Origin of the sequence: Pseudomonas sp. R11F, from assembly GCF_050312575.1 — a bacterium.
Lineage (GTDB): Bacteria > Pseudomonadota > Gammaproteobacteria > Pseudomonadales > Pseudomonadaceae > Aquipseudomonas > Aquipseudomonas palleroniana.
This window is the reverse complement of record NZ_JBNPJU010000067.1, coordinates 83690-102287: the sequence shown is the minus strand read 5'-3', so window position 1 is coordinate 102287 and position 18598 is coordinate 83690. Positions and strand designations below refer to the sequence as shown.

Here is an 18598-nt window from a genome sequence, read left to right as displayed (position 1 = left end):
AAAACGAAAAAGCCACCCGAAGGTGGCTTTCTCTTTAAACGGGCGGGCTTGCGTGAATCAGTAAGCCTTGCCGGTTTTGTAGAAGTGCTCGTAGCAGAAGTTGGTTGCTTCGATATAACCCTCGGCACCACCGCAGTCAAAACGCTGGCCTTTGAATTTGTAGGCAATGACGCAACCGTCTTTGGCTTGCTTCAACAGGGCGTCGGTGATCTGGATCTCACCACCCTTGCCCGGCTCGGTTTCTTCGATCAGCTTGAAGATATCCGGAGTCAGGATATAACGACCGATAATCGCCAGGTTCGACGGAGCATCTTCCGGTGCTGGTTTTTCAACCATGTCACGTACGCGGATCAGGCCATCACCGATGTCGTCGCCGGCGATGACGCCGTACTTGTTGGTTTGATCCGGATCCACTTCCATGACCGCAACGATGGTGCAACGGTACTTCTGGTACAGCTTGACCATCTGGGTCAGTACGCCGTCGCCTTCCAGGTTCACACACAGGTCATCCGCCAATACCACGGCGAAAGGTTCGTCACCAATCAGTGGGCGACCGGTCAGGATGGCGTGACCCAAGCCTTTCATCTGGGTCTGACGGGTGTAGGAGAACGAGCACTCGTCGAGCAGTTTACGGATACCAACCAGGTATTTTTCCTTGTCGGTGCCCTTGATCTGGTTTTCCAGCTCGTAGCTGATGTCGAAGTGGTCTTCCAGCGCGCGCTTGCCACGGCCGGTCACGATGGAGATTTCGTTCAGGCCGGCATCCAGTGCTTCTTCCACGCCGTACTGAATCAGTGGCTTGTTCACCACCGGCAGCATCTCTTTGGGCATGGCTTTGGTCGCTGGCAGGAAGCGAGTGCCGTAACCGGCTGCTGGGAACAAGCATTTCTTGATCATATGAGTCCTTACAAAGGGCTATGCGTACGGAATTCGGCGCAGTCTAATCAGGCCGCAGCCACCTTACAATGGGTCCTGCTGGCGTTGCGATGTCATCTAAGAGAAAAAATGTCGACGTAAGTTCCGCTAATCCTACGAAGAGCCTCACCAACAGCACACTAAAACAGCCAACGCGCCCACTTTTCGAGGCGCTGCAACCTTTTTAGCACGCTTTTCGACACTGGGCACTGACCTGCAACAACTTGCGCTGGACGGCAGCATTTGGCGCTATGATGGCGCCCTTGAACCCGAATACGAGAGACATAGATGTCAGAACCAAAAGGCGTTAACGGCTATCTGATCACCCAGCGAGCAGACGGCTGGCACCTGATCAACTTCCATGGCGACAGCGTCGCCGGTACATTTGCGACCGAGCGCGAAGCGATCCAGGTTGCCGAAGTGTTTGTGGATGAGGCCGGTCACGCGTCGAGCAAAAAGCCGAAGGGCAAATAAGCCTCGCCTACTTGCACACAAAGCCCCGTTGAACGGGGCTTTTTTTGTGTTTGTCTGTACCTAGGTGGCAGTTAGCTATAATCTGCTGCCAACGCCCCACGACAGTGTCAGCGCTCCTCCAACACCCTCGACGACGACCCCACTATGAACAAATTCCTGGCACTGATTGCGGTACTGGCGCTGGCCGGCTGTACGACCACCTCCGATACCTACCTGAAAAACGGCGAACAAGGCTTGACCATCGATTGTTCGGGCGAGGCCAACTCCTGGGCCAGTTGCTACGAGAAAGCGGACGCCTCCTGCGCAGGCACCGGTTACCGCATCGTCGGCACCGAAGGCACGCCTTCCTTGAACGAAAGCGACAAGACCCTGGGCAAAGACGTGGGCAACTTCAAAAGCCGCAGCGTCGTGGTCGTGTGCAAGTAAGCGGCGCGACTATAGGTGAACTTCGGCGAACTTGATGCCCAAACCGCGCAATATCTCGATCAGGTCATCCAGTCGCGGGAATGACTCGACTTCATCCTGTTCGTCGACCAGGAAGTAACTGCGCCCCCCGCTTTTCTTGAAGAACACAATCCACTCACCCAGGTCGGCAGGGTTCTGGATAACGTGGGTAGCCGAAATCTGGCCCTCGGCGTAGCGGGCCTTGACGTGTTCACGCTTCATGACAGGCTTTCCAAAAAAGACAAATGCCGCGCAGGCCCAAGGGCTTGAGCGGCATTCTTGCGTTGATTGCCCGCCAGTTTAACGGATGCCCTGCCCGATCAGCACGCCTGCCGCGTTCGACACTGCCGGAAAGTGTGTGGCTACCACATGAATTTGAGCTCCACGCCCAAGTAGTTGCTGTCGTCACCTCCCGCATTGCGCAACGTATCGCCCACTACATAATGAACCGCCTCAACTGCACCCGACAGGTTGCGATTGAATGCATAGTCCATACGCACTTGGTCGTAGTAACCCGTCCAGCGCCCACCGCGCCCCGCCGTTCCGGCTACCGGCAGATTCGGTTGGGTGTACACCGCATCCTCAGTCGTTTGTCGCCAGAGCATACCCACAGCCGTCTGGATAGACAGGTCGGAAATCGGCCGTATCGTTACAGACGGCTTGACGTGGATAAGGTTGCTATAGCCGGTGTAACCGGCCAGCGAGAAGTAGTAGCCATTCGGGAACAGAGGATTGAACGTGCCGAGGGTGCCATCGCCGGCGTGACGGTCACCGGAAGCGGCATCGAACTGCAGCCCGAGCCGTGGCGCCCAGGGCACAGACTGCAAGGTGTAGCCGAAACGGCTACCGCCGCCCCAGGCGCGGATGTCCTTGGAACCGACCGTACCGGTTTGAACCATCGCTTCCACGTCCCAGTCGTACGCCCCTTCGGTACCGGCGGTGCGGGCATCGAACAGGTGCCGGGTCTCGTCACCTTGCGCGTCGAGATAACTTGCCTGGCGTTGTTCGTACAACCCGTAGTAGGCCGAAAGCTCATTCTTGTTGTCGAGCTGGCGCTCAACTCGGAGCATATGAAACGCCACGTCGGCGTTGGACTTGTCATCGAAGTGGCGGCCATCCAGGTACTGGACGGGGTGGCTGGCCAGGCCAATGAAGCGCCAGTCGCTCGTCTCCCAGTCGGCCCATACGGCATCAAACGACTGCCGAACGTTCGGACCGTCACGCGAAGAAATAAAGCGCTGCAAGTCAAAGGCAAAATCCTGCCGCCCCACGCGCGCCTTGAAGGTGTGATCAGGCGTCTTGTCAACGTACTCGACAAAGGCCAAGCGCATATCCAGGCGGTTCTGGTCTGCCCCGCCGATGGTTGTCTTATCGAAGGTGCGGGCATCTTCCAACTCGGTAAACACACGCCAATGTTCGTTCAAATGCAAATCGGCATGCACCTGCAGTCGCTGAATCAACCACGAGTCACGCTTGCGGTTACCGATACCAAAGCCATTGGCGTCATTGAGTTCAAACCGCTCCCGCAGCGTCAAGCCGAACGATAGATAACGCTGCGGGTCCGTATCCGACAGCGACAGGTATTTGAGACCGTCTAACGGCTCGGTTCTCAACGCAGGGTTTTGAAGGACCGACCAGTCCTCCTGCCAACGGTTGGTTTTAAGCACAGGACGTTCAGGCGGCTCGGCGCCATAGCCGCTGGAAACCCCCAGCGGCCACAGCACGGCCAGAACCCAGGCATACACGATATGCGAAGGACGGCTGTTCATACGTTACTTCTTCGCGAGCGACTGGTGTATTTCAGCAACGTAACCACCGGGGAACTCCACCACGGCGGATTGGCGATCAGGTTCCGCCTTGGGCTCTATCAACAGTTGGGCACCGGAGTCCTTGGCCTTCGCGAGCGTGGCCGACAGATCCTTCACCTCATAACCGGTCGTTTCACGGCCGTACGGGTAAGGCAGGTGCCCGTCGGTGACGAACATCACCATCTTGCCGAAATCGGATTCAAGCTTTACGCGGCGAATCGTCTTGCCGGGCTCCCCGACCACCGCACCGTCGAGATGCTTTTCATCCGCCACGACTTTGCCATGAGAGAAACCCGTGAAACTTTTGATAAAGGCATCGGCGCGTTGCTCGGAGAGATATACCCGGTTTTCAGGAATGCTCTGAAACGCAGCGTAATTGGGTGCCTTGCTATGCCAGTAAAGCTGCATCGTCACGCCACCGGGCCATTGCACCACGGCGTCGCGACCGATCGGATCGGGAAAGTCGTGCACGATCACGTCAGCGCCGTGTTTCTTTGCTTCGGCGAGAGCGACATCCATATCCTTGACGAGATAGCCGTTACGCTCGGCGCCAAAGGGGTAAGGAACCGGCGTGGTGAAACCAAACAGCGACACGGTGCCGACGGGTGTCTGCACCAGTTGTGAAGTCGTACTGCTTGGGACGGGCAGCACGTTTACCACGACCTGCGGGGTGCTTTGGCCGCCGAAGGTGGCCACAAAGCTTTTCACAAAACGATCCACATCGCCCGGCGCTACATAGACATGGCTGGTGTCGTACTGGGCTCCGACCGCAGGGCCGGTGGAAGCCTGAGCGGAAAGGGATACCGCCATCCCGAGGACGACCGGCAGAAGAAGTTGCTTGAATGAAGGAGTCATAAAGATGCCCTTGACGATTTAGGAAGTTCAGCGCCAGCAAGCGTAAGAAGCGACCGCAATCGTCGATAGGACGTATGTGCGCAGTAGTATGAAAATTTATTCATCTGCAAAAAAAAGCCTGGTGCAGCAACAGCAGCACCAGGCTTTTCTTATCGGGTTCAAGTGTTTGAGCAAGCGGCGGCTCAGCCGGAAATGCAATCCTCCCCGGCTTTCTTGATATCGCCTGGACGGATCGGCACATTGGACATGCTTTCATAAAGCTTGATGCTGCTGCCGCTGGAACGCTCTTCAATCTCGAAGATCGCCGAAGGATCCGAGGAGAATTTCTGCGGCACAATGACCTGCACGCCATCCTTGTGCGGTTCAATCTGCGGCGGCCGGCGGGTGGCTGCGAGTTTACGCACGACACAGGCAGCATATTCCGGTGGTTTTTTCCCTGAGATGACGACCAAGGTGGGCGGGGTCTGCTTGATATCCGCAACCGAAGCACACCCACCCAGCGCCAGGGCCAAAGCCAACACACTCCATTTCATACTTAAACCTCCGATAAAGACCCTACTGACAGCGGATATAGGAATTTTCTCCCACCAAAGTAGGATTTATCCCTAAAAACTCGGTAAATAACTGTTTTAAATTGTCGAAGTCGTCGACGACGGCCCGATAATAAACGCGCTGGGGCTGATAAACTCTATCTTAACCTACGTATCATTCTGATTTTTCAGAAAAAGCCCTTCTGGAGACCCCCATGAAATTCATTCATCAGCGCGAGCACCTCAACGAGGGAGACATTGTCGTCATCGAATGCTCGCAGACTTGCAATATCCGCCTGATGAGCGACGCCAATTTTCGCAGCTTCAAGAATGGCGGCCGCCACACCTACCACGGCGGTGCGTTTGACAAGTTCCCGGCGAAAATCACCGCGCCCAGCACCGGCTTCTGGAACATCACCCTGGATGTGGTCACGCGCCGCGCCATCAGCGTGACCCGTAAACCCGCGCTGTCCCACAAGATTCGCATCGTTCGTCGTACCAGCTCCAAACTGAGCTGATCCGGATAACCGACAGGAAAAAGCTGTGACCACCACGACCAAATACGTCATCAAGTACAAGCTCAACGGCGAACGTCGCTTCGAGTTCGCGCAACTGCACAGCAACAGCGTGGAAGAAGCCAAGCAAGCCCTGGCGAAAATCCATGATGCCGGCGATGTCATCACCGACATCACGGTGAGCAAGGCGCTGTAAGCCATGACTGCCGACTTGTTCGCCGATGACGCCCTGCAACAACCCAGGGGACGCGAACAAATTGGCGCAGAATCCTATGTGCTCAGGGGCTACGCCCTACCCTGGGTTGAGCGTCTGCTGCCTGAGCTGCGTCGGATATTGGCGCAGTCGCCGTTTCGTAAAATGGTAACGCCCGGCGGCTTTACCATGTCGGCGGCCTTGAGCAGTTGTGGTGAGCTGGGCTGGACCACCGACAGCAGCGGCTACCGCTACAGCCCCGTCGACCCGCGCAGCCAAACCCCGTGGCCGGCGATGCCGGATGCCTTGCGCGAACTGGCCACCCTGGCAGCAACGGAGGCCGGCTTCCCCGACTTCGCACCCGACGCGTGCCTGATCAACCGATATGTGCCCGGAGCCAAGATGTCCTTGCACCAGGACAAGAACGAGCGTCGTTACAACGCCCCCGTCGTTTCAGTGTCCCTGGGGCTGCCGGCGATTTTTCTGTTCGGCGGCCATGAACGCGGCGACAAGCCCCAAAAAGTCTCGCTGTTCCACGGTGATGTGGTGGTCTGGGGCGGCGTCGATCGCTTGCGCTTTCATGGGGTGATGCCGATCAAAGAGGGCGTGCACTCGGTGATGGGCCCGCAGCGGATCAACCTGACCTTTCGCACCGCCGGCTGATTTGACCGCAAGTTTGAGAGTGTCGAGCTCGATCTACGCCGCTAAGCTGCCCGTGAATCGTCAAGAGTGCAGGTCATGAACAACGAACAAGACCCCCGCTGGGCGGCCATTGTTGCCCGCGACGCCAAGGCCGACACGCTGTTTGTCTACGGCGTGAAAACCACCGGGGTGTACTGCCGCCCCAGCAGTGCTTCGCGCCTGCCGCGCCCGGAAAATATCGAATTCTTCGACAGCCCTGCCCTCGCCGAAGCCGCCGGCTACCGCCCCAGCAAACGCGCCTGCGCTGACCAGACCCAATTGGCCGCCCACCATGGGCAACTCGTCGCCGCCGCATGCCGGCAAATCGAACAGGCCGAAACACCCCCCAGCCTGGAAGCGCTCGCCAGCCAGGCCGGGTTGAGTTCATTCCATTTTCATCGCGTGTTCAAGGCGGCCACCGGCCTGACGCCCAAGGGCTACGCCAGCGCGTTGCGCTCGCGCAAGGTTCGCGACGGTTTGAAAGGCCAGCACTCGGTGACCGATGCCCTGTACGACGCCGGCTTCAACTCCAGCAGCCGCTTCTATGAGGCGGCCGACCAACTGCTTGGCATGACCCCGCGCGACTTCAAAGCCGGTGGCACCAACAGCACCATCCATTTTGCCGTTGGCCAATGTGCACTCGGAGCCGTGCTGGTAGCGCAGAGCCAGCGAGGGGTGTGCGCCATTTTATTGGGTGACGATCCGGACAAGCTGGTGCGTGATCTGCAGGACCAGTTCCCCAAGGCCGAACTCGTCGGCGCGGATCGTGAGTTTGAGCAATTGATCGCCCAAGTCGTGGGCTTCATCGAAGCGCCGGCCGTGGGCCTGGATCTGCCGCTGGACCTGCGCGGCACTGCGTTCCAGGAGCGGGTATGGCAGGCGCTGCGCGAAATTCCGGTGGGCGCTACCGCCAGCTACGCGCAGATTGCCGAACGCATCGGCGCGCCCAAGTCTTTTCGTGCGGTGGCCCAGGCCTGCGGCGCCAACAGCCTCGCGGTGGCAATCCCTTGCCATCGCGTGGTCCGCAGCAACGGCGAGCTGTCGGGATACCGTTGGGGCGTGGAGCGCAAACGGCAGTTGCTGGAGCGGGAAACCGCTGCGCGTCCGCTTCATGAAACACCCCTGACGTCCAGTGAATAAAACAGACTGGCCGAGTGCCAAGGGCCCTGCTAAAACAGCGCAACGTCTTACTCACGCTGGAGACACGTCCAATGAGCACCTGGCCAGACACGCGCATTCTCGACCTGCTGGGCATCGACGTGCCCATCATTCAAGCCCCGATGGCCGTGGGTACCACCACCGCAATGGTGATCGCCGCCAGCCAGGCCGGCGCGCTGGGCTCGATGCCTGCTGCGGCGCTGAGTCTGGAACAATTGCGCGAAGCCTTGACCACGCTTCGCCAAGCCGGCGTACGGCCCATCAATGTCAATTTCTTCTGCCATCAACCACCCGCGCCCGATGAGGCGCGTGACCGCCGCTGGAAGGCGTTGCTGGAGCCTTATTACCGTGAGCTGGGCGCCGACTTCGATGCCCCCACCCCGGAGTCCAATCGCTCCCCTTTCAATGAGGCTGCCTGCGAAGTGGTCGAAGAGTTCCGCCCGGAAGTGGTCAGCTTCCACTTCGGCCTGCCGGAAAAGCCCTTGCTTGACCGCGTAAAAGCTACCGGTGCCAAGGTACTTTCTTCGGCCACCACGGTAGAGGAAGCCATATGGCTGGAACAACATGGTTGCGATGCGATCATTGCCATGGGTGTGGAAGCCGGTGGGCACCGTGGTTTGTTTCTCAGTGACGACCTCAATACCCAGATCGGCCTGATGGCCCTGGTCCCGCAGATCGTCGACGCCGTGAAGGTGCCCGTGATTGCCGCCGGTGGCATTGGTGATTCGCGCGGTATCGTGGCAGCGTTCGCGCTGGGCGCTGCGGCGGTGCAGATTGGCACCGCGTACCTGTTCACCCCCGAAGCCAACGTCAGCGCGTCCCATCACCATGCACTGCGCAATGCCCAAGCCAGTGAAACGGCGCTGACCAACCTGTTTACCGGCCGCCCGGCGCGCGGCATCGTCAACCGGGTGATGCGCGAGCTGGGGGCGATCAACCCGGAGGCTCCGGCATTCCCCAGGGCCGGCGGCGCCTTGATGCCGCTCAAGGCCAAGGATGAAGCGGGTTTCAGCAACCTGTGGTCCGGCCAGGCATTGCGCCTGGGCAAAGAGATGTCCAGTTATGCGCTGACGCGCGAATTGGCCGAGCAGGCGCTGGCCAGACTCCAGAGGAACTGACCCCCGAGGCGACTTTGCACTGTACCGGCGATGGCTAACCGCTATATATTCCCCTACATAGCGGTAACGCCTTCTATCTGAGACTCGCCGTACTACCCAAGGAGCTGCTTCATGATGATCCGCGCCTCTCGCCTGGCCCCCCTTGTCGCCGCCATGGCGTTCAGCACCGCTCACGCTGACGAAGTGCAAGTGGCGGTGGCCGCCAACTTCACTGCTCCGATCCAGGCGATCGCCGCCGACTTCGAGAAAGACACCGGCCACAAACTGGTCGCCGCCTATGGCGCCACCGGCCAGTTCTACACGCAGATCAAGAACGGCGCGCCGTTCGAGGTGTTCCTGAGCGCCGACGATACCACCCCGCAAAAACTCGAAACCGAAGGCGATACCGTCAAGGGTTCACGCTTCACCTACGCCGTCGGCACCCTGGCCCTGTGGTCGGCCAAAGCTGGCTACGTGGACGCCAACGGCGATGTGCTGAAGCAGAACGTATTCAAGCACCTGTCCATCGCCAACCCGAAGACCGCCCCCTACGGCCTGGCCGCCACCCAAGTGCTGGCCAAGGAAGGCTTGACCGACAAGGTCAAGGACAAACTCGTCGAAGGCCAGAACATCACCCAGGCCTACCAGTTCGTGTCGACCGGCAATGCCGAACTGGGTTTTGTCGCGCTGTCGCAGATCTACAAAGACGGCAAAGTCACCAGCGGTTCGGCGTGGATCGTTCCGGCCTCCCTGCATGACCCGATCAAACAAGATGCGGTGATTCTCAACAAAGGCAAGGACAGCGCCGCTGCCAAAGCCCTCGTCGAATACCTCAAAGGCGCGAAAGCGGCTGCGGTGATCAAGTCCTACGGTTACGAGCTCTAACTGCATGCCTCTGTCGAGTGCCGATTTTTCCGCTATCGGGTTGACCCTCAAACTGGCGTCGCTGACCACGGTGATCCTGCTGATCATCGGCACTCCGATCGCTCTATGGCTGTCGCGCACCCAATCCTGGTGGCGCGGCCCCATTGGTGCGGTTGTGGCGCTGCCGTTGGTGCTGCCGCCGACGGTGATCGGTTTTTACCTGCTGCTGGCCCTGGGCCCGAACGGCTATGTGGGCCAGTTCACCGAATGGCTGGGCCTGGGCACCCTGACCTTCAGCTTCGCCGGGCTGGTGCTCGGCTCAGTGATCTACTCCATGCCATTCGTGGTGCAGCCGTTGCAAAACGCGTTCTCCGCCATTGGCACTCGCCCACTCGAGGTCGCCGCGACCTTGCGGGCCAACCCCTGGGACACCTTCTTCACGGTGATCCTGCCGCTGGCGCGCCCAGGGTTTATCACCGCCTCGATTCTCGGTTTTGCCCACACCGTCGGTGAATTTGGCGTGGTGCTGATGATCGGCGGCAATATCCCCGATAAAACCCGCGTGGTTTCGGTCCAGATCTACGACCACGTCGAAGCGATGGAATACGCCCAGGCCCATTGGCTGGCCGGCGCCATGGTGGTCTTCGCATTCCTGGTATTGCTGGCGCTCTACTCCAGCCGTAAAACCAAGATGGGCTGGAGCTGATCGCGATGATGGAGGTACGCCTGCAACTGGCTTATTCGGCTTTTGCCCTGGATGTGGACCTGCATCTGCCTGGCCGTGGCGTCACGGCGTTGTACGGGCACTCCGGTTCCGGCAAGACCACCTGTTTGCGCTGCATCGCCGGGCTGGAACGGGCCGCAGACGGGTTTATCCGGATCAACGATGAGGTCTGGCAGGACAGCCGCAAGGGCGTGTTTGTGCCACCGCATAAACGCGCCATCGGCTATGTGTTCCAGGAGGCCAGCCTGTTCCCGCATTTGTCGGTGCGCGCCAACCTGGAGTTCGGCCTCAAGCGCATCCCACGTGCGCTGCGCCGGGTGGATATGGCCCACGCCACCGAACTGCTGGGTATCGGCCATCTGCTCGACCGCCACCCGCAGCACTTGTCCGGCGGCGAGCGCCAGCGCATCGGCATCGCCCGTGCGTTGCTGACCAGCCCGCAATTGTTATTGATGGATGAGCCGCTGGCAGCCCTGGACAGCCAGCGCAAAAATGAAATCCTGCCGTACCTCGAACGCCTGCACGATGAGTTGGAGATTCCGCTGCTCTATGTCAGCCACGCCCAGGATGAAGTCGCGCGGTTGGCTGACCACCTGGTGCTGCTCAGCGACGGCAAGGCGCTGGCCAGCGGCCCTATCGGTGAAACCCTGGCACGACTCGATTTGCCCATGGCCCTGGGCGATGACGCCGGTGTGGTCATCAATGGCGCCGTCAGCGCGTATGACGCGCACTACCAGTTGCTCACCCTGCAACTGCCCGACAGCGCGCTGTCGATGCGCGTCGCCCATGCACCGTTGGCACCGGGCAAACAGCTGCGTATCAAGGTGCAGGCGCGGGACGTGAGCCTCAGCCTGCAAGCCGAAGAACACAGCAGTATCCTCAACCGCTTGCCCGTGACGGTCACCCAGACGATTGACGCGGATAACAGCGCCCATGTGCTGGTGCGCCTGGACGCCGGGGGTACGCTTTTGCTGGCGCGCATCACGCGATTCTCCCGCGACCAGCTGCAACTGCGCCCTGGCCAGACACTGTGGGCACAGATCAAGGCGGTGGCGGTATTGGCCTGAGCGGCCTCCGCACAAGTTTTTGGCACCACCGCACAGGGCCGCGGTCAATCAGACATACCGGCCTGATCCGTTGCCAAGGAACCTGCACCATGCCCGACTCTGCGCTGCCCGCCGATCTACCCCGCGACCTGCATTACGTTGACGACAGCCAGCCCGGCATCCGCCGTAAAACGCTGCGGGGCAAGTTCCAGTATTTCGATGTGCAGGGCAAGCGCATCACCGATGCCGATGAAATCAAGCGCCTGAACGCCCTCGCCGTACCGCCCGCCTATACCGATGTGTGGATCTGCGCCGATCCGCGTGGTCACTTGCAGGCGACCGGGCGGGATGCCCGTGGCCGCAAGCAATACCGGTATCACCCCCGCTGGCGCGAAGTGCGCGACAGTGACAAATACGCTCGGCTGCAAGAGTTCGGCAAGGCCCTGCCCAAGCTGCGCAAACAGTTGGAGGCACAGATCGCCGAACCCGGCTTCACCCGCGAAAAAGTCCTGGCCACCGTGGTCATGCTGCTGGACGCTACGCTGATCCGCGTGGGCAATACGCAGTATGCGCGGGACAACAAGTCCTACGGGCTGACTACCCTGCGTAATCGTCATGTGGACATCAAGGGCAGCGAAATCCAGTTCCAGTTCCGGGGCAAAAGCGGTGTCGAGCATCAAGTCAGTGTCAGGGACAAGCGCCTGGCCACAGTGGTCAAGCGGTGCATGGAGCTGCCGGGGCAAAACCTGTTTCAGTATCTGGATGCAGACGGTGAGCGCCATACCGTCAGTTCCCACGACGTCAACGCCTACCTGCACAGCCTCACCGGCGCCGACTTTACCGCCAAGGACTATCGCACCTGGGCCGGCACCGCCCTTGCGTTGGCGGTGCTGCGTGACCTGGAATGGCAGCCGGAATCCGACGCCAAGCGGCATGTGGTGGCCATGGTCAAGAGTGTGGCCAAGCAGTTGGGCAACACGCCGGCGGTGTGCCGCAAGTGCTACATCCACCCGGCGGTACTGGAGCATTTCAGCCTGGGCGAACTGTCCAAACTGCCCAAGCCACGGGTGCGCCAGGGCCTGAAAGCGGAAGAGGTCGCCCTGGCGATGTTTCTAGAGCAATTGGCCGCCGACTTGCCTAAGAACGCCAAGGCAGGTTAGCCTTTGCCCCCCTTCTGATTTACGGGATGACCGCCGACGTGAACCACTAAGCCTTCCAAAATGTATCTGCAACGAGCCGCCTGGCGCGCTTGTTGGCCTGTTCGACATTTTTTTGGAGGTGCTGATGACTGACGTCAACCGGCTGCCCGTACTCGTTTCCCTGCAACACGTGTCTTTCCAGTTCGCCAATGGCGATACCTTGCTGGAAGCTATCAACCTGTCCATCGAACACACGCCGACCGGGATTGTCGGGCGTAATGGCCGTGGCAAAAGTGTCCTCGCCAAGCTGATCGCCGGTGTGCTCCAGCCCTCCTCCGGCACACTCGACGGCAATGCCCGTGTGGCCTATGTCGCGCAGAGCCTGAGCGTCCAACCCGGTGAAAGCATCGCCCAGGTCACCCGCACCGCCGAAGGCTTGGCCGCGCTTGAGCGTATGGCATCGGGTGAGGCCCGCGCCGATGACTTCGAGCGGATTGATGAGCGCTGGGACCTGGCCGAACGCCTGCGCGCGGCGCTGGATGGGGCGGGCTTGCAAGCGCTGGGCTTCGATACGCCGGCCGCTCAACTGAGTGGCGGCCAACTGGCCCGCGTCGCAGTGATCGGCGCGCTGTTGGCCGCTCCGGATTTGCTGGTATTGGATGAGCCCACCAACCACCTCGACAGCCTGGGCCGCGACTGGCTGCTGCGCATCCTGGGCCAGTGGCGTGGTGGCCTGGTCGTCGTCAGCCATGATCGACAGTTGCTCAACACCTTGGGGCGCATCGTCGAGCTTTCCCCGCTGGGCATGCGCGTCTATGGCGGCAACTACGATGCTTACCGCCAGCAACGCGACACTGAACAACACGCAGCGGTTGCAGCCCTGGAGCACGCCAGGCTTGAACGTAGCCGCGAACGCAAGCGCCTGCAAAAGGATCACGACAGCCTGCAGCGCAATGCCGCCCGCGCGCGCAAACACGCAGAAACCGCCAACGTTGACCGGTTCACCAAGGCCCGCTGGAAAGGCGCCGCCACGGAAATCGTCAGTACCGTACGCAGCGCCCACCACGCGCATAAACACCAACTCGACCAGCAGGTGCGCCAAGCCTACGAACGCGTCGTGGACGAGACGCCCACTCTGCTCGCCCTGCCCGGTTCAAGGCTGCCCAATGGTCGACACGTGGTGACGCTCGAACAGGCCCAATTGCCGTGGCTCGATGCGCAGCAGTCTTCTACCTACGTCACGTTGAACCTGATGGGGCCTGTGCGCGTGGCGGTACGCGGGCCGAACGGTTGCGGCAAATCCACCCTGCTCAAACTGCTTGCGGGGCACTGGCGGGCGGTCGGCGGCGAATGTGCCGTGCACGTCACCCACGCGTATATCGACCAGCATCTGGCGCTACTGGACGACCGACGCTCCATCGTCGAACAGCTGAACCTGCTCGACACGCCGCTGGCCGAAGCCGAACTGCGCACACGCCTGGCCTTGCTGCAACTGGATGCGCAGCGCGTCACCCAGCCTACCGGCCAGTTAAGTGGCGGCGAGCGGTTGAAAGCTGCAATGGCGATTGCCTTGTGGCGCGAAATCCCGGCGCAACTGTTGTTGCTGGACGAGCCCACCAACCATCTGGACCTGGAATCGGTGCTCGCTTTTGAGCAGGCGCTGCGCGGCTTTACCGGGGCCATGTTGGTGGTGTCGCATGACGAGGCATTTGTACAGGCGCTCAGGCCGACCCATCGATTGGACTGGCATCCGGCGGGCTGGCGACTGGAATCTGTCTGAGGTCATTGCGCCAACCCGCAAAGCCTCTTACGGTAGTGGCCGAATAATCTCATCGAGGAGCCCGCTCCATGCTGCCTTCGTCCCGCACGCCCTACGCCAATGCCGCGCTGGCCCATCGCCAACGCTGGCGTGGCCGGGTCGGCTTGTTGCTGGTGGCCAGCCTTTCGGTGCTGGCCGGCATGACCGATGCCATCGGCTTCATGGCCAGCGGGGACTTCGTGTCATTCATGAGCGGCAACACCACCCGCCTGGCCGTGGCGATGGGCGCCGGTGATCTGGGCCTGATCGGGCGCCTGCTGTTGTTGATCGCCACGTTCGTCATCGGCAACGCCTTGGGTGTCGTGGTCAGCCGCCTGGGCCGTCGGCATGCCCTGCCCTTGCTGTTGTGTATCGCCGTGCTGTTGAGCGGCGCCGGCTTATGGCCTTTCGCCGATACCTTGCCTGCCTTGCTGGCAGCGATCACCGCCATGGGCATGCTCAATGCAGCCGTGGAAGAGGTCAATGGCCTGCCCGTGGGGCTGACCTATGTGACGGGGGCACTGTCACGCTTTGGTCGTGGGCTGGGCCGCTGGATGCTGGGCGAACGACGCAACGGGTGGCGAGTACAGTTGATCCCGTGGGCCGGGATGTTTGTGGGGGCGGTGATCGGCGCGGTGCTGGAACACCAATGGGGGCTGAAGGCGCTGCTGGTCAGCGGTGCATTGGCCATATTACTGGGCCTGGTATCGCTGAGGATTCCCCGGCGCTGGCACTTGGGCTACATGCCGCGATAACGAGCAAAGAGGCCCGCCCGACGTTTAGGCCTCGACATCCGTGTACCGGTAAAGAGCCATCACGTCGAGCGAGCGGATGAATAATAAGCCAATGCTCGGCGCCTGTCGCGCCAGGCATTTCTGAATAATTCTAAAGCAACGGACTACAGGCAGGTCGCGAGTGCGGCCTGGCGACGCTTGGCAGGCATCGTGTCTTCGGCTGCGTAATACTTGACGGTAGAGCCGGCACCCGCGGCGCGCACGTCTACAAAGTAGGCACCGTCAGTGGTGTACACCGTGAAACCATCTGACTCCAACGGTTCCTTGAAGCCTCCGGCGTCCACGCCGAACACCGCCTCGTCCTGCCAGCCGAACTGCACGCATTGGGCAACTACCAACGGGGCCTTGTCCGAAGCCAGGGTTTTATAGGGCTGGCCTGCACGCGCCTCTTTCATCTTCGTGCCGGCGCAACCGGACAGCGCCGCCGCCATCATGACGCCCATTACTACCTTACGCATGCCATCGCCTCCATGGAAAAACCGCGACTGTACCACCGCCGCAGGCTTAACTGACGCGCACATGAACTTTGTTTCACGGTAAAAGCACAATGCGCCGTCTATAGTTGCCTGGCTCATTTTTAAGAAGTCTTCCTTCTGCCCGCCCTCCCGCGGGCATTTTTTCGCCTGCGCTTCAGAAGTACCAACGAAACAGATAGAACAGCGCCATGCTCAGCAACACCGTGATCAGCACGCTGCGCGTCCAGAACATCAGCGCCACCGCGCAGATACCCGCGAGCAGATAAGGGTTGGTCGGGCTCAGGTTGAGCCGGTGATCGGCGAGAAAAATGATCGGCCCGCAAATCGCCGTGAGCATGCCCGGCACCGCAAACCCGAGGAACTCTCGGGCGCCGCGATTAAGGCGCACCGGCAGACGCGGCTCGATAAACAGGTAACGGTTGAAAAAGACCACCAGGCCCATGGCGACTATCATCAAGTAGATCATGCCTGCCCTACCCCCAGCCGCTTGCACGCATAGCCTGCACTCATGCCCAGCAAGCCCGAGACCACCACCGCCGACTCCCAGCGCAAAAAGCTCAACCCTACCGAGCACAACAGCGAGATCGCCACGCAGACCACCGTCGGTACGTCGCGCACCACTGGGGTGACCAAGGCAATGAAAGTCGCCGCGATGGAAAATTCCAACCCCAGTTGATCAAGCCCGGGGATGCTTTTGCCGAGCACGATGCCGGCCAGGGTAAACAGGTTCCAGGCGATGTAAAACGTCAGGCCGACGCCCAGGGCATACCAGCGGTTGAATGTTTCACGGTCATAGTGGTTGACCAAGGCGAAGAACTCGTCGGTCAACAGAAACCCCAGGCTGATGCGCCAGCGTGTATTGAGCGCCGAGAGTGTCGGGCGCATGTGCATGCCATACAGCAAATGCTGGGACGTCAGCAGCAGCGTGGTCAGTACAATGGATATCAGGCTCGCGCCACTCTTGACCATGCCGATCGCCACCAGTTGCGCGGCACCGGCAAAGACAATGGCGGACAAACCCTGGGCTTGCAGCGGCGTGAACTGCGCGTCGATTGCCATGGAGCCGGCGAGCAGCCCCCAGGGCGCACAGGCCAGGGATAACGGAATAACCGCGATTGCACCGCGAGCGAAGGCGTAATGAGGTAAGGCGGCAGGCATGGAAACGGCTCATCGACAGAGGGTCGACAAGCATGCCAGTGTCATACAGGGGCTGTCTTGAACGATCTTGCTCAGGCGAGTTTTACCGATACCTGTTCGACCGAGTCTCGCGCTTCGCGCAGCTCGTAGGCGTCCTGGTTGAGCCGGTGAATGGTGTTGAGCAGGCGTTGGCGCAGCACTTCATCGCCGACTTTTTCGACGGCACGCATCAAGTCAAACGCCGCGGTTTCGTTATTGTCCGCGACGGAATCAAGGGTCTTGCGCAGGTTGCGAGTGGCACGGGTCACGCGGGATCTTCCTTCATGAGCAATGGGCAGGCACTTTAGGACATTCATGTTTCATTTTAATTTCAATCACTTGTGTGTCGATTGCGGTGGATTTGATCCACGTCAATGGTTTCAGGGTTTGACCTCGCAACGCGCCTACCCGTCGGCGTAATTGTTCCCACACAAAGACGAACTTTGCTCACGCGAACTGATCCATGCCTTGGATGACAAAGTGCCATGGTTGGCGCAGCGACGCGTAGCGTCTGGATACAATAGGCCCAACACCATAACCGGCCGGCACCTGTTGCCGAGCCATCGGAGCGTTCATTCATGCTTGTCGCCGTTGCGATTTTTCTCTTCACCATCATCCTGGTCATCTGGCAGCCCAAAGGGCTGGGCGTCGGCTGGAGCGCCACCTTGGGGGCAATCCTGGCCCTGGCCTGCGGAGTGATCAGCCTGTCGGACATCCCGGCGGTGTGGCACATCATCTGGAACGCCACCGGTACGTTTGTGGCGCTGATCATCATCAGCCTGTTGCTCGACGAGGCCGGCTTCTTTGCCTGGACCGCGCTGCACGTGGCGCGCTGGGGCCAAGGGCGTGGGCGGCGGTTGTTTGCCTATATGGTATTGCTCGGCGCACTGGTGTCGGCACTGTTCGCCAATGACGGCGCGGCACTGATCCTCACGCCCATTGTGATGTCGATGCTGCTGGCGTTGCGATTCTCTCCGGCAGCGACCCTCGCCTTCGTCATGGGCGCCGGGTTTATCGCGGACACGGCCAGCCTGCCGCTGGTGGTGTCGAACCTGGTGAACATCGTCTCGGCGGATTACTTCAAGATCGGTTTCAACCAATACGCCGCCGTCATGGTGCCGGTGAACCTGGTCAGCGTCGCGGCCACCCTGGCGGTGCTGCTGTGGTTCTTCCGCCGCGATATTCCACAGGCCTACAACCCAGACGACCTGGAAGACCCGGCCAGGGCCGTCCACGACCGTGCGACCTTTCGCGCCGGTTGGTGGGTACTCGGTATTTTGCTGATCGGTTGCTTCGCCCTGGAGCCGCTGGGTATTCCCATCAGTGCGATTTCTGCGGTGTGCGCGGTGCTGCTGTTGGTCATCGCGGCCAAAGGCCACAAGATCTCCACGCGCAAGGTGCTCAAGGAAGCCCCCTGGCAGATCGTGATCTTTTCCCTGGGCATGTACCTGGTGGTCTACGGGCTGCGCAACGCCGGCCTGACGACCTACCTGGCCACCTGGCTGGACACCTTCGCCACCTACGGGGTGTGGGGCGCGGCGATGGGCACCGGCGTGCTCACCGCGTTGCTGTCATCGGTCATGAACAACCTGCCGACGGTGCTGATCGGTGCCCTGTCCATCGAGTCCAGCCATGCGGTGGGCGTGATCAAGGACGCGATGATCTACGCCAACGTGATCGGCAGCGACCTGGGCCCGAAAATCACGCCTATCGGCAGCCTGGCCACCTTGTTATGGCTGCATATCCTGGCGCGCAAAGGCATCACCATTACCTGGGGCTACTACTTCAGGGTCGGGATCGTACTGACCCTGCCGGTGCTGTTGATCACCCTGGCCGCGCTCGCGCTGCGCTTGAGTGTCTGAACACTTTCGCAGCCTGGGTCAGCTACGTATGCTAAGGCGCAACCCACTG

Annotated in this window: 23 protein-coding genes; 14 read left to right on the top strand and 9 right to left on the bottom strand. The window is 60.5% G+C overall.

Features of this window, described 5'->3' with window-relative positions; translation table 11 throughout:
• Nucleotides 1-57: 57 nt before the first annotated feature.
• A complete protein-coding gene (galU, locus tag ACQRBV_RS21070; RefSeq protein ID WP_060752970.1) occupies nucleotides 58-897 on the bottom strand; it encodes a UTP--glucose-1-phosphate uridylyltransferase GalU in 840 nt (279 codons plus the stop codon).
• Between the two features lie 306 nt (nucleotides 898-1203).
• On the opposite strand from galU, the gene ACQRBV_RS21065 reads away from it, so the two are divergent.
• Nucleotides 1204-1389, top strand: a complete 186-nt coding sequence (locus tag ACQRBV_RS21065; RefSeq protein ID WP_060752969.1) for a hypothetical protein — start codon at nucleotides 1204-1206, stop codon at nucleotides 1387-1389.
• 144 nt (nucleotides 1390-1533) lie between these two features.
• Entirely contained in the window at nucleotides 1534-1815 is a 282-nt protein-coding gene (locus tag ACQRBV_RS21060; RefSeq protein WP_060752968.1) for a hypothetical protein, read from the top strand.
• A 9-nt stretch (nucleotides 1816-1824) separates the two neighbouring features.
• Here the strand turns inward: ACQRBV_RS21060 and ACQRBV_RS21055 are convergent, their stop codons facing one another.
• The 4 genes from ACQRBV_RS21055 to ACQRBV_RS21040 form a co-directional block, all read right to left on the bottom strand.
• Nucleotides 1825-2055: a hypothetical protein gene (locus ACQRBV_RS21055; protein ID WP_060752967.1), complete on the bottom strand. Its 231-nt coding sequence runs from the start codon at nucleotides 2053-2055 to the stop codon at nucleotides 1825-1827.
• Nucleotides 2056-2195: 140 nt separating this feature from the next.
• Nucleotides 2196-3602: an alginate export family protein gene (locus ACQRBV_RS21050; protein WP_411984178.1), complete on the bottom strand. Its 1407-nt coding sequence runs from the start codon at nucleotides 3600-3602 to the stop codon at nucleotides 2196-2198.
• 3 nt (nucleotides 3603-3605) lie between these two features.
• Nucleotides 3606-4496, bottom strand: coding sequence for a glyoxalase (locus tag ACQRBV_RS21045; RefSeq protein WP_161548007.1), 891 nt, complete (start codon nucleotides 4494-4496; stop codon nucleotides 3606-3608).
• Between the two features lie 182 nt (nucleotides 4497-4678).
• Nucleotides 4679-5029 (bottom strand): hypothetical protein, encoded by a 351-nt coding sequence (locus ACQRBV_RS21040; RefSeq protein ID WP_411984179.1) that lies wholly within the window; start codon nucleotides 5027-5029, stop codon nucleotides 4679-4681.
• A gap of 212 nt (nucleotides 5030-5241) precedes the next feature.
• Between ACQRBV_RS21040 and ACQRBV_RS21035 the strand changes: the two genes are divergently transcribed.
• The 11 genes from ACQRBV_RS21035 (at nucleotide 5242) to ACQRBV_RS20985 (ending at nucleotide 14996) form a co-directional block, all read left to right on the top strand.
• The gene (locus tag ACQRBV_RS21035; RefSeq protein WP_003191319.1) at nucleotides 5242-5544 is read left to right on the top strand and encodes a DUF1883 domain-containing protein; all 303 of its coding nucleotides are present in this window, start codon (nucleotides 5242-5244) and stop codon (nucleotides 5542-5544) included.
• Between the two features lie 25 nt (nucleotides 5545-5569).
• Nucleotides 5570-5737, top strand: coding sequence for a hypothetical protein (locus ACQRBV_RS21030; RefSeq protein WP_090370960.1), 168 nt, complete (start codon nucleotides 5570-5572; stop codon nucleotides 5735-5737).
• Between the two features lie 3 nt (nucleotides 5738-5740).
• Nucleotides 5741-6397, top strand: coding sequence for a DNA oxidative demethylase AlkB (gene alkB, locus ACQRBV_RS21025; RefSeq protein WP_060752963.1), 657 nt, complete (start codon nucleotides 5741-5743; stop codon nucleotides 6395-6397).
• Between the two features lie 75 nt (nucleotides 6398-6472).
• A complete protein-coding gene (ada, locus tag ACQRBV_RS21020; RefSeq protein ID WP_411984180.1) occupies nucleotides 6473-7555 on the top strand; it encodes a bifunctional DNA-binding transcriptional regulator/O6-methylguanine-DNA methyltransferase Ada in 1083 nt (360 codons plus the stop codon).
• A gap of 71 nt (nucleotides 7556-7626) precedes the next feature.
• Nucleotides 7627-8691 (top strand): NAD(P)H-dependent flavin oxidoreductase, encoded by a 1065-nt coding sequence (locus ACQRBV_RS21015; RefSeq protein WP_411984181.1) that lies wholly within the window; start codon nucleotides 7627-7629, stop codon nucleotides 8689-8691.
• A gap of 111 nt (nucleotides 8692-8802) precedes the next feature.
• Nucleotides 8803-9555 carry a molybdate ABC transporter substrate-binding protein gene (gene modA / locus ACQRBV_RS21010; RefSeq protein WP_411984182.1) on the top strand — a complete coding sequence of 251 codons (753 nt, stop codon included), beginning with the start codon at nucleotides 8803-8805 and terminating at the stop codon, nucleotides 9553-9555.
• A 4-nt stretch (nucleotides 9556-9559) separates the two neighbouring features.
• Entirely contained in the window at nucleotides 9560-10240 is a 681-nt protein-coding gene (gene modB, locus ACQRBV_RS21005) for a molybdate ABC transporter permease subunit (protein WP_090370951.1), read from the top strand.
• Between the two features lie 5 nt (nucleotides 10241-10245).
• Nucleotides 10246-11325 (top strand): molybdenum ABC transporter ATP-binding protein, encoded by a 1080-nt coding sequence (gene modC / locus ACQRBV_RS21000; protein WP_411984183.1) that lies wholly within the window; start codon nucleotides 10246-10248, stop codon nucleotides 11323-11325.
• Nucleotides 11326-11414: 89 nt separating this feature from the next.
• The gene (locus ACQRBV_RS20995) at nucleotides 11415-12464 is read left to right on the top strand and encodes a DNA topoisomerase IB (protein ID WP_060752957.1); all 1050 of its coding nucleotides are present in this window, start codon (nucleotides 11415-11417) and stop codon (nucleotides 12462-12464) included.
• Nucleotides 12465-12588: 124 nt separating this feature from the next.
• Nucleotides 12589-14223, top strand: coding sequence for an ABC-F family ATP-binding cassette domain-containing protein (locus tag ACQRBV_RS20990; RefSeq protein WP_411984184.1), 1635 nt, complete (start codon nucleotides 12589-12591; stop codon nucleotides 14221-14223).
• A 68-nt stretch (nucleotides 14224-14291) separates the two neighbouring features.
• The gene (locus tag ACQRBV_RS20985; protein WP_090370944.1) at nucleotides 14292-14996 is read left to right on the top strand and encodes a YoaK family protein; all 705 of its coding nucleotides are present in this window, start codon (nucleotides 14292-14294) and stop codon (nucleotides 14994-14996) included.
• A gap of 143 nt (nucleotides 14997-15139) precedes the next feature.
• On the opposite strand, the gene ACQRBV_RS20980 is transcribed toward ACQRBV_RS20985, so the two are convergent.
• The 4 genes from ACQRBV_RS20980 to ACQRBV_RS20965 all read right to left on the bottom strand — a co-directional run bounded on the left by ACQRBV_RS20980 (nucleotide 15140) and on the right by ACQRBV_RS20965 (nucleotide 16956).
• Nucleotides 15140-15493, bottom strand: coding sequence for a hypothetical protein (locus ACQRBV_RS20980; RefSeq protein WP_060752954.1), 354 nt, complete (start codon nucleotides 15491-15493; stop codon nucleotides 15140-15142).
• Between the two features lie 172 nt (nucleotides 15494-15665).
• Nucleotides 15666-15977, bottom strand: coding sequence for an AzlD domain-containing protein (locus tag ACQRBV_RS20975; RefSeq protein ID WP_060752953.1), 312 nt, complete (start codon nucleotides 15975-15977; stop codon nucleotides 15666-15668).
• Nucleotides 15974-16669, bottom strand: a complete 696-nt coding sequence (locus tag ACQRBV_RS20970; RefSeq protein WP_411984185.1) for an AzlC family ABC transporter permease — start codon at nucleotides 16667-16669, stop codon at nucleotides 15974-15976. Before ACQRBV_RS20970 ends, ACQRBV_RS20975 begins: the two co-directional genes overlap by 4 nt.
• A 71-nt stretch (nucleotides 16670-16740) precedes the next feature.
• The gene (locus ACQRBV_RS20965) at nucleotides 16741-16956 is read right to left on the bottom strand and encodes a hypothetical protein (RefSeq protein WP_060752951.1); all 216 of its coding nucleotides are present in this window, start codon (nucleotides 16954-16956) and stop codon (nucleotides 16741-16743) included.
• Nucleotides 16957-17265: 309 nt separating this feature from the next.
• On the opposite strand from ACQRBV_RS20965, the gene ACQRBV_RS20960 reads away from it, so the two are divergent.
• The gene (locus tag ACQRBV_RS20960; RefSeq protein WP_161547999.1) at nucleotides 17266-18549 is read left to right on the top strand and encodes an arsenic transporter; all 1284 of its coding nucleotides are present in this window, start codon (nucleotides 17266-17268) and stop codon (nucleotides 18547-18549) included.
• Nucleotides 18550-18598 lie beyond the last annotated feature (49 nt).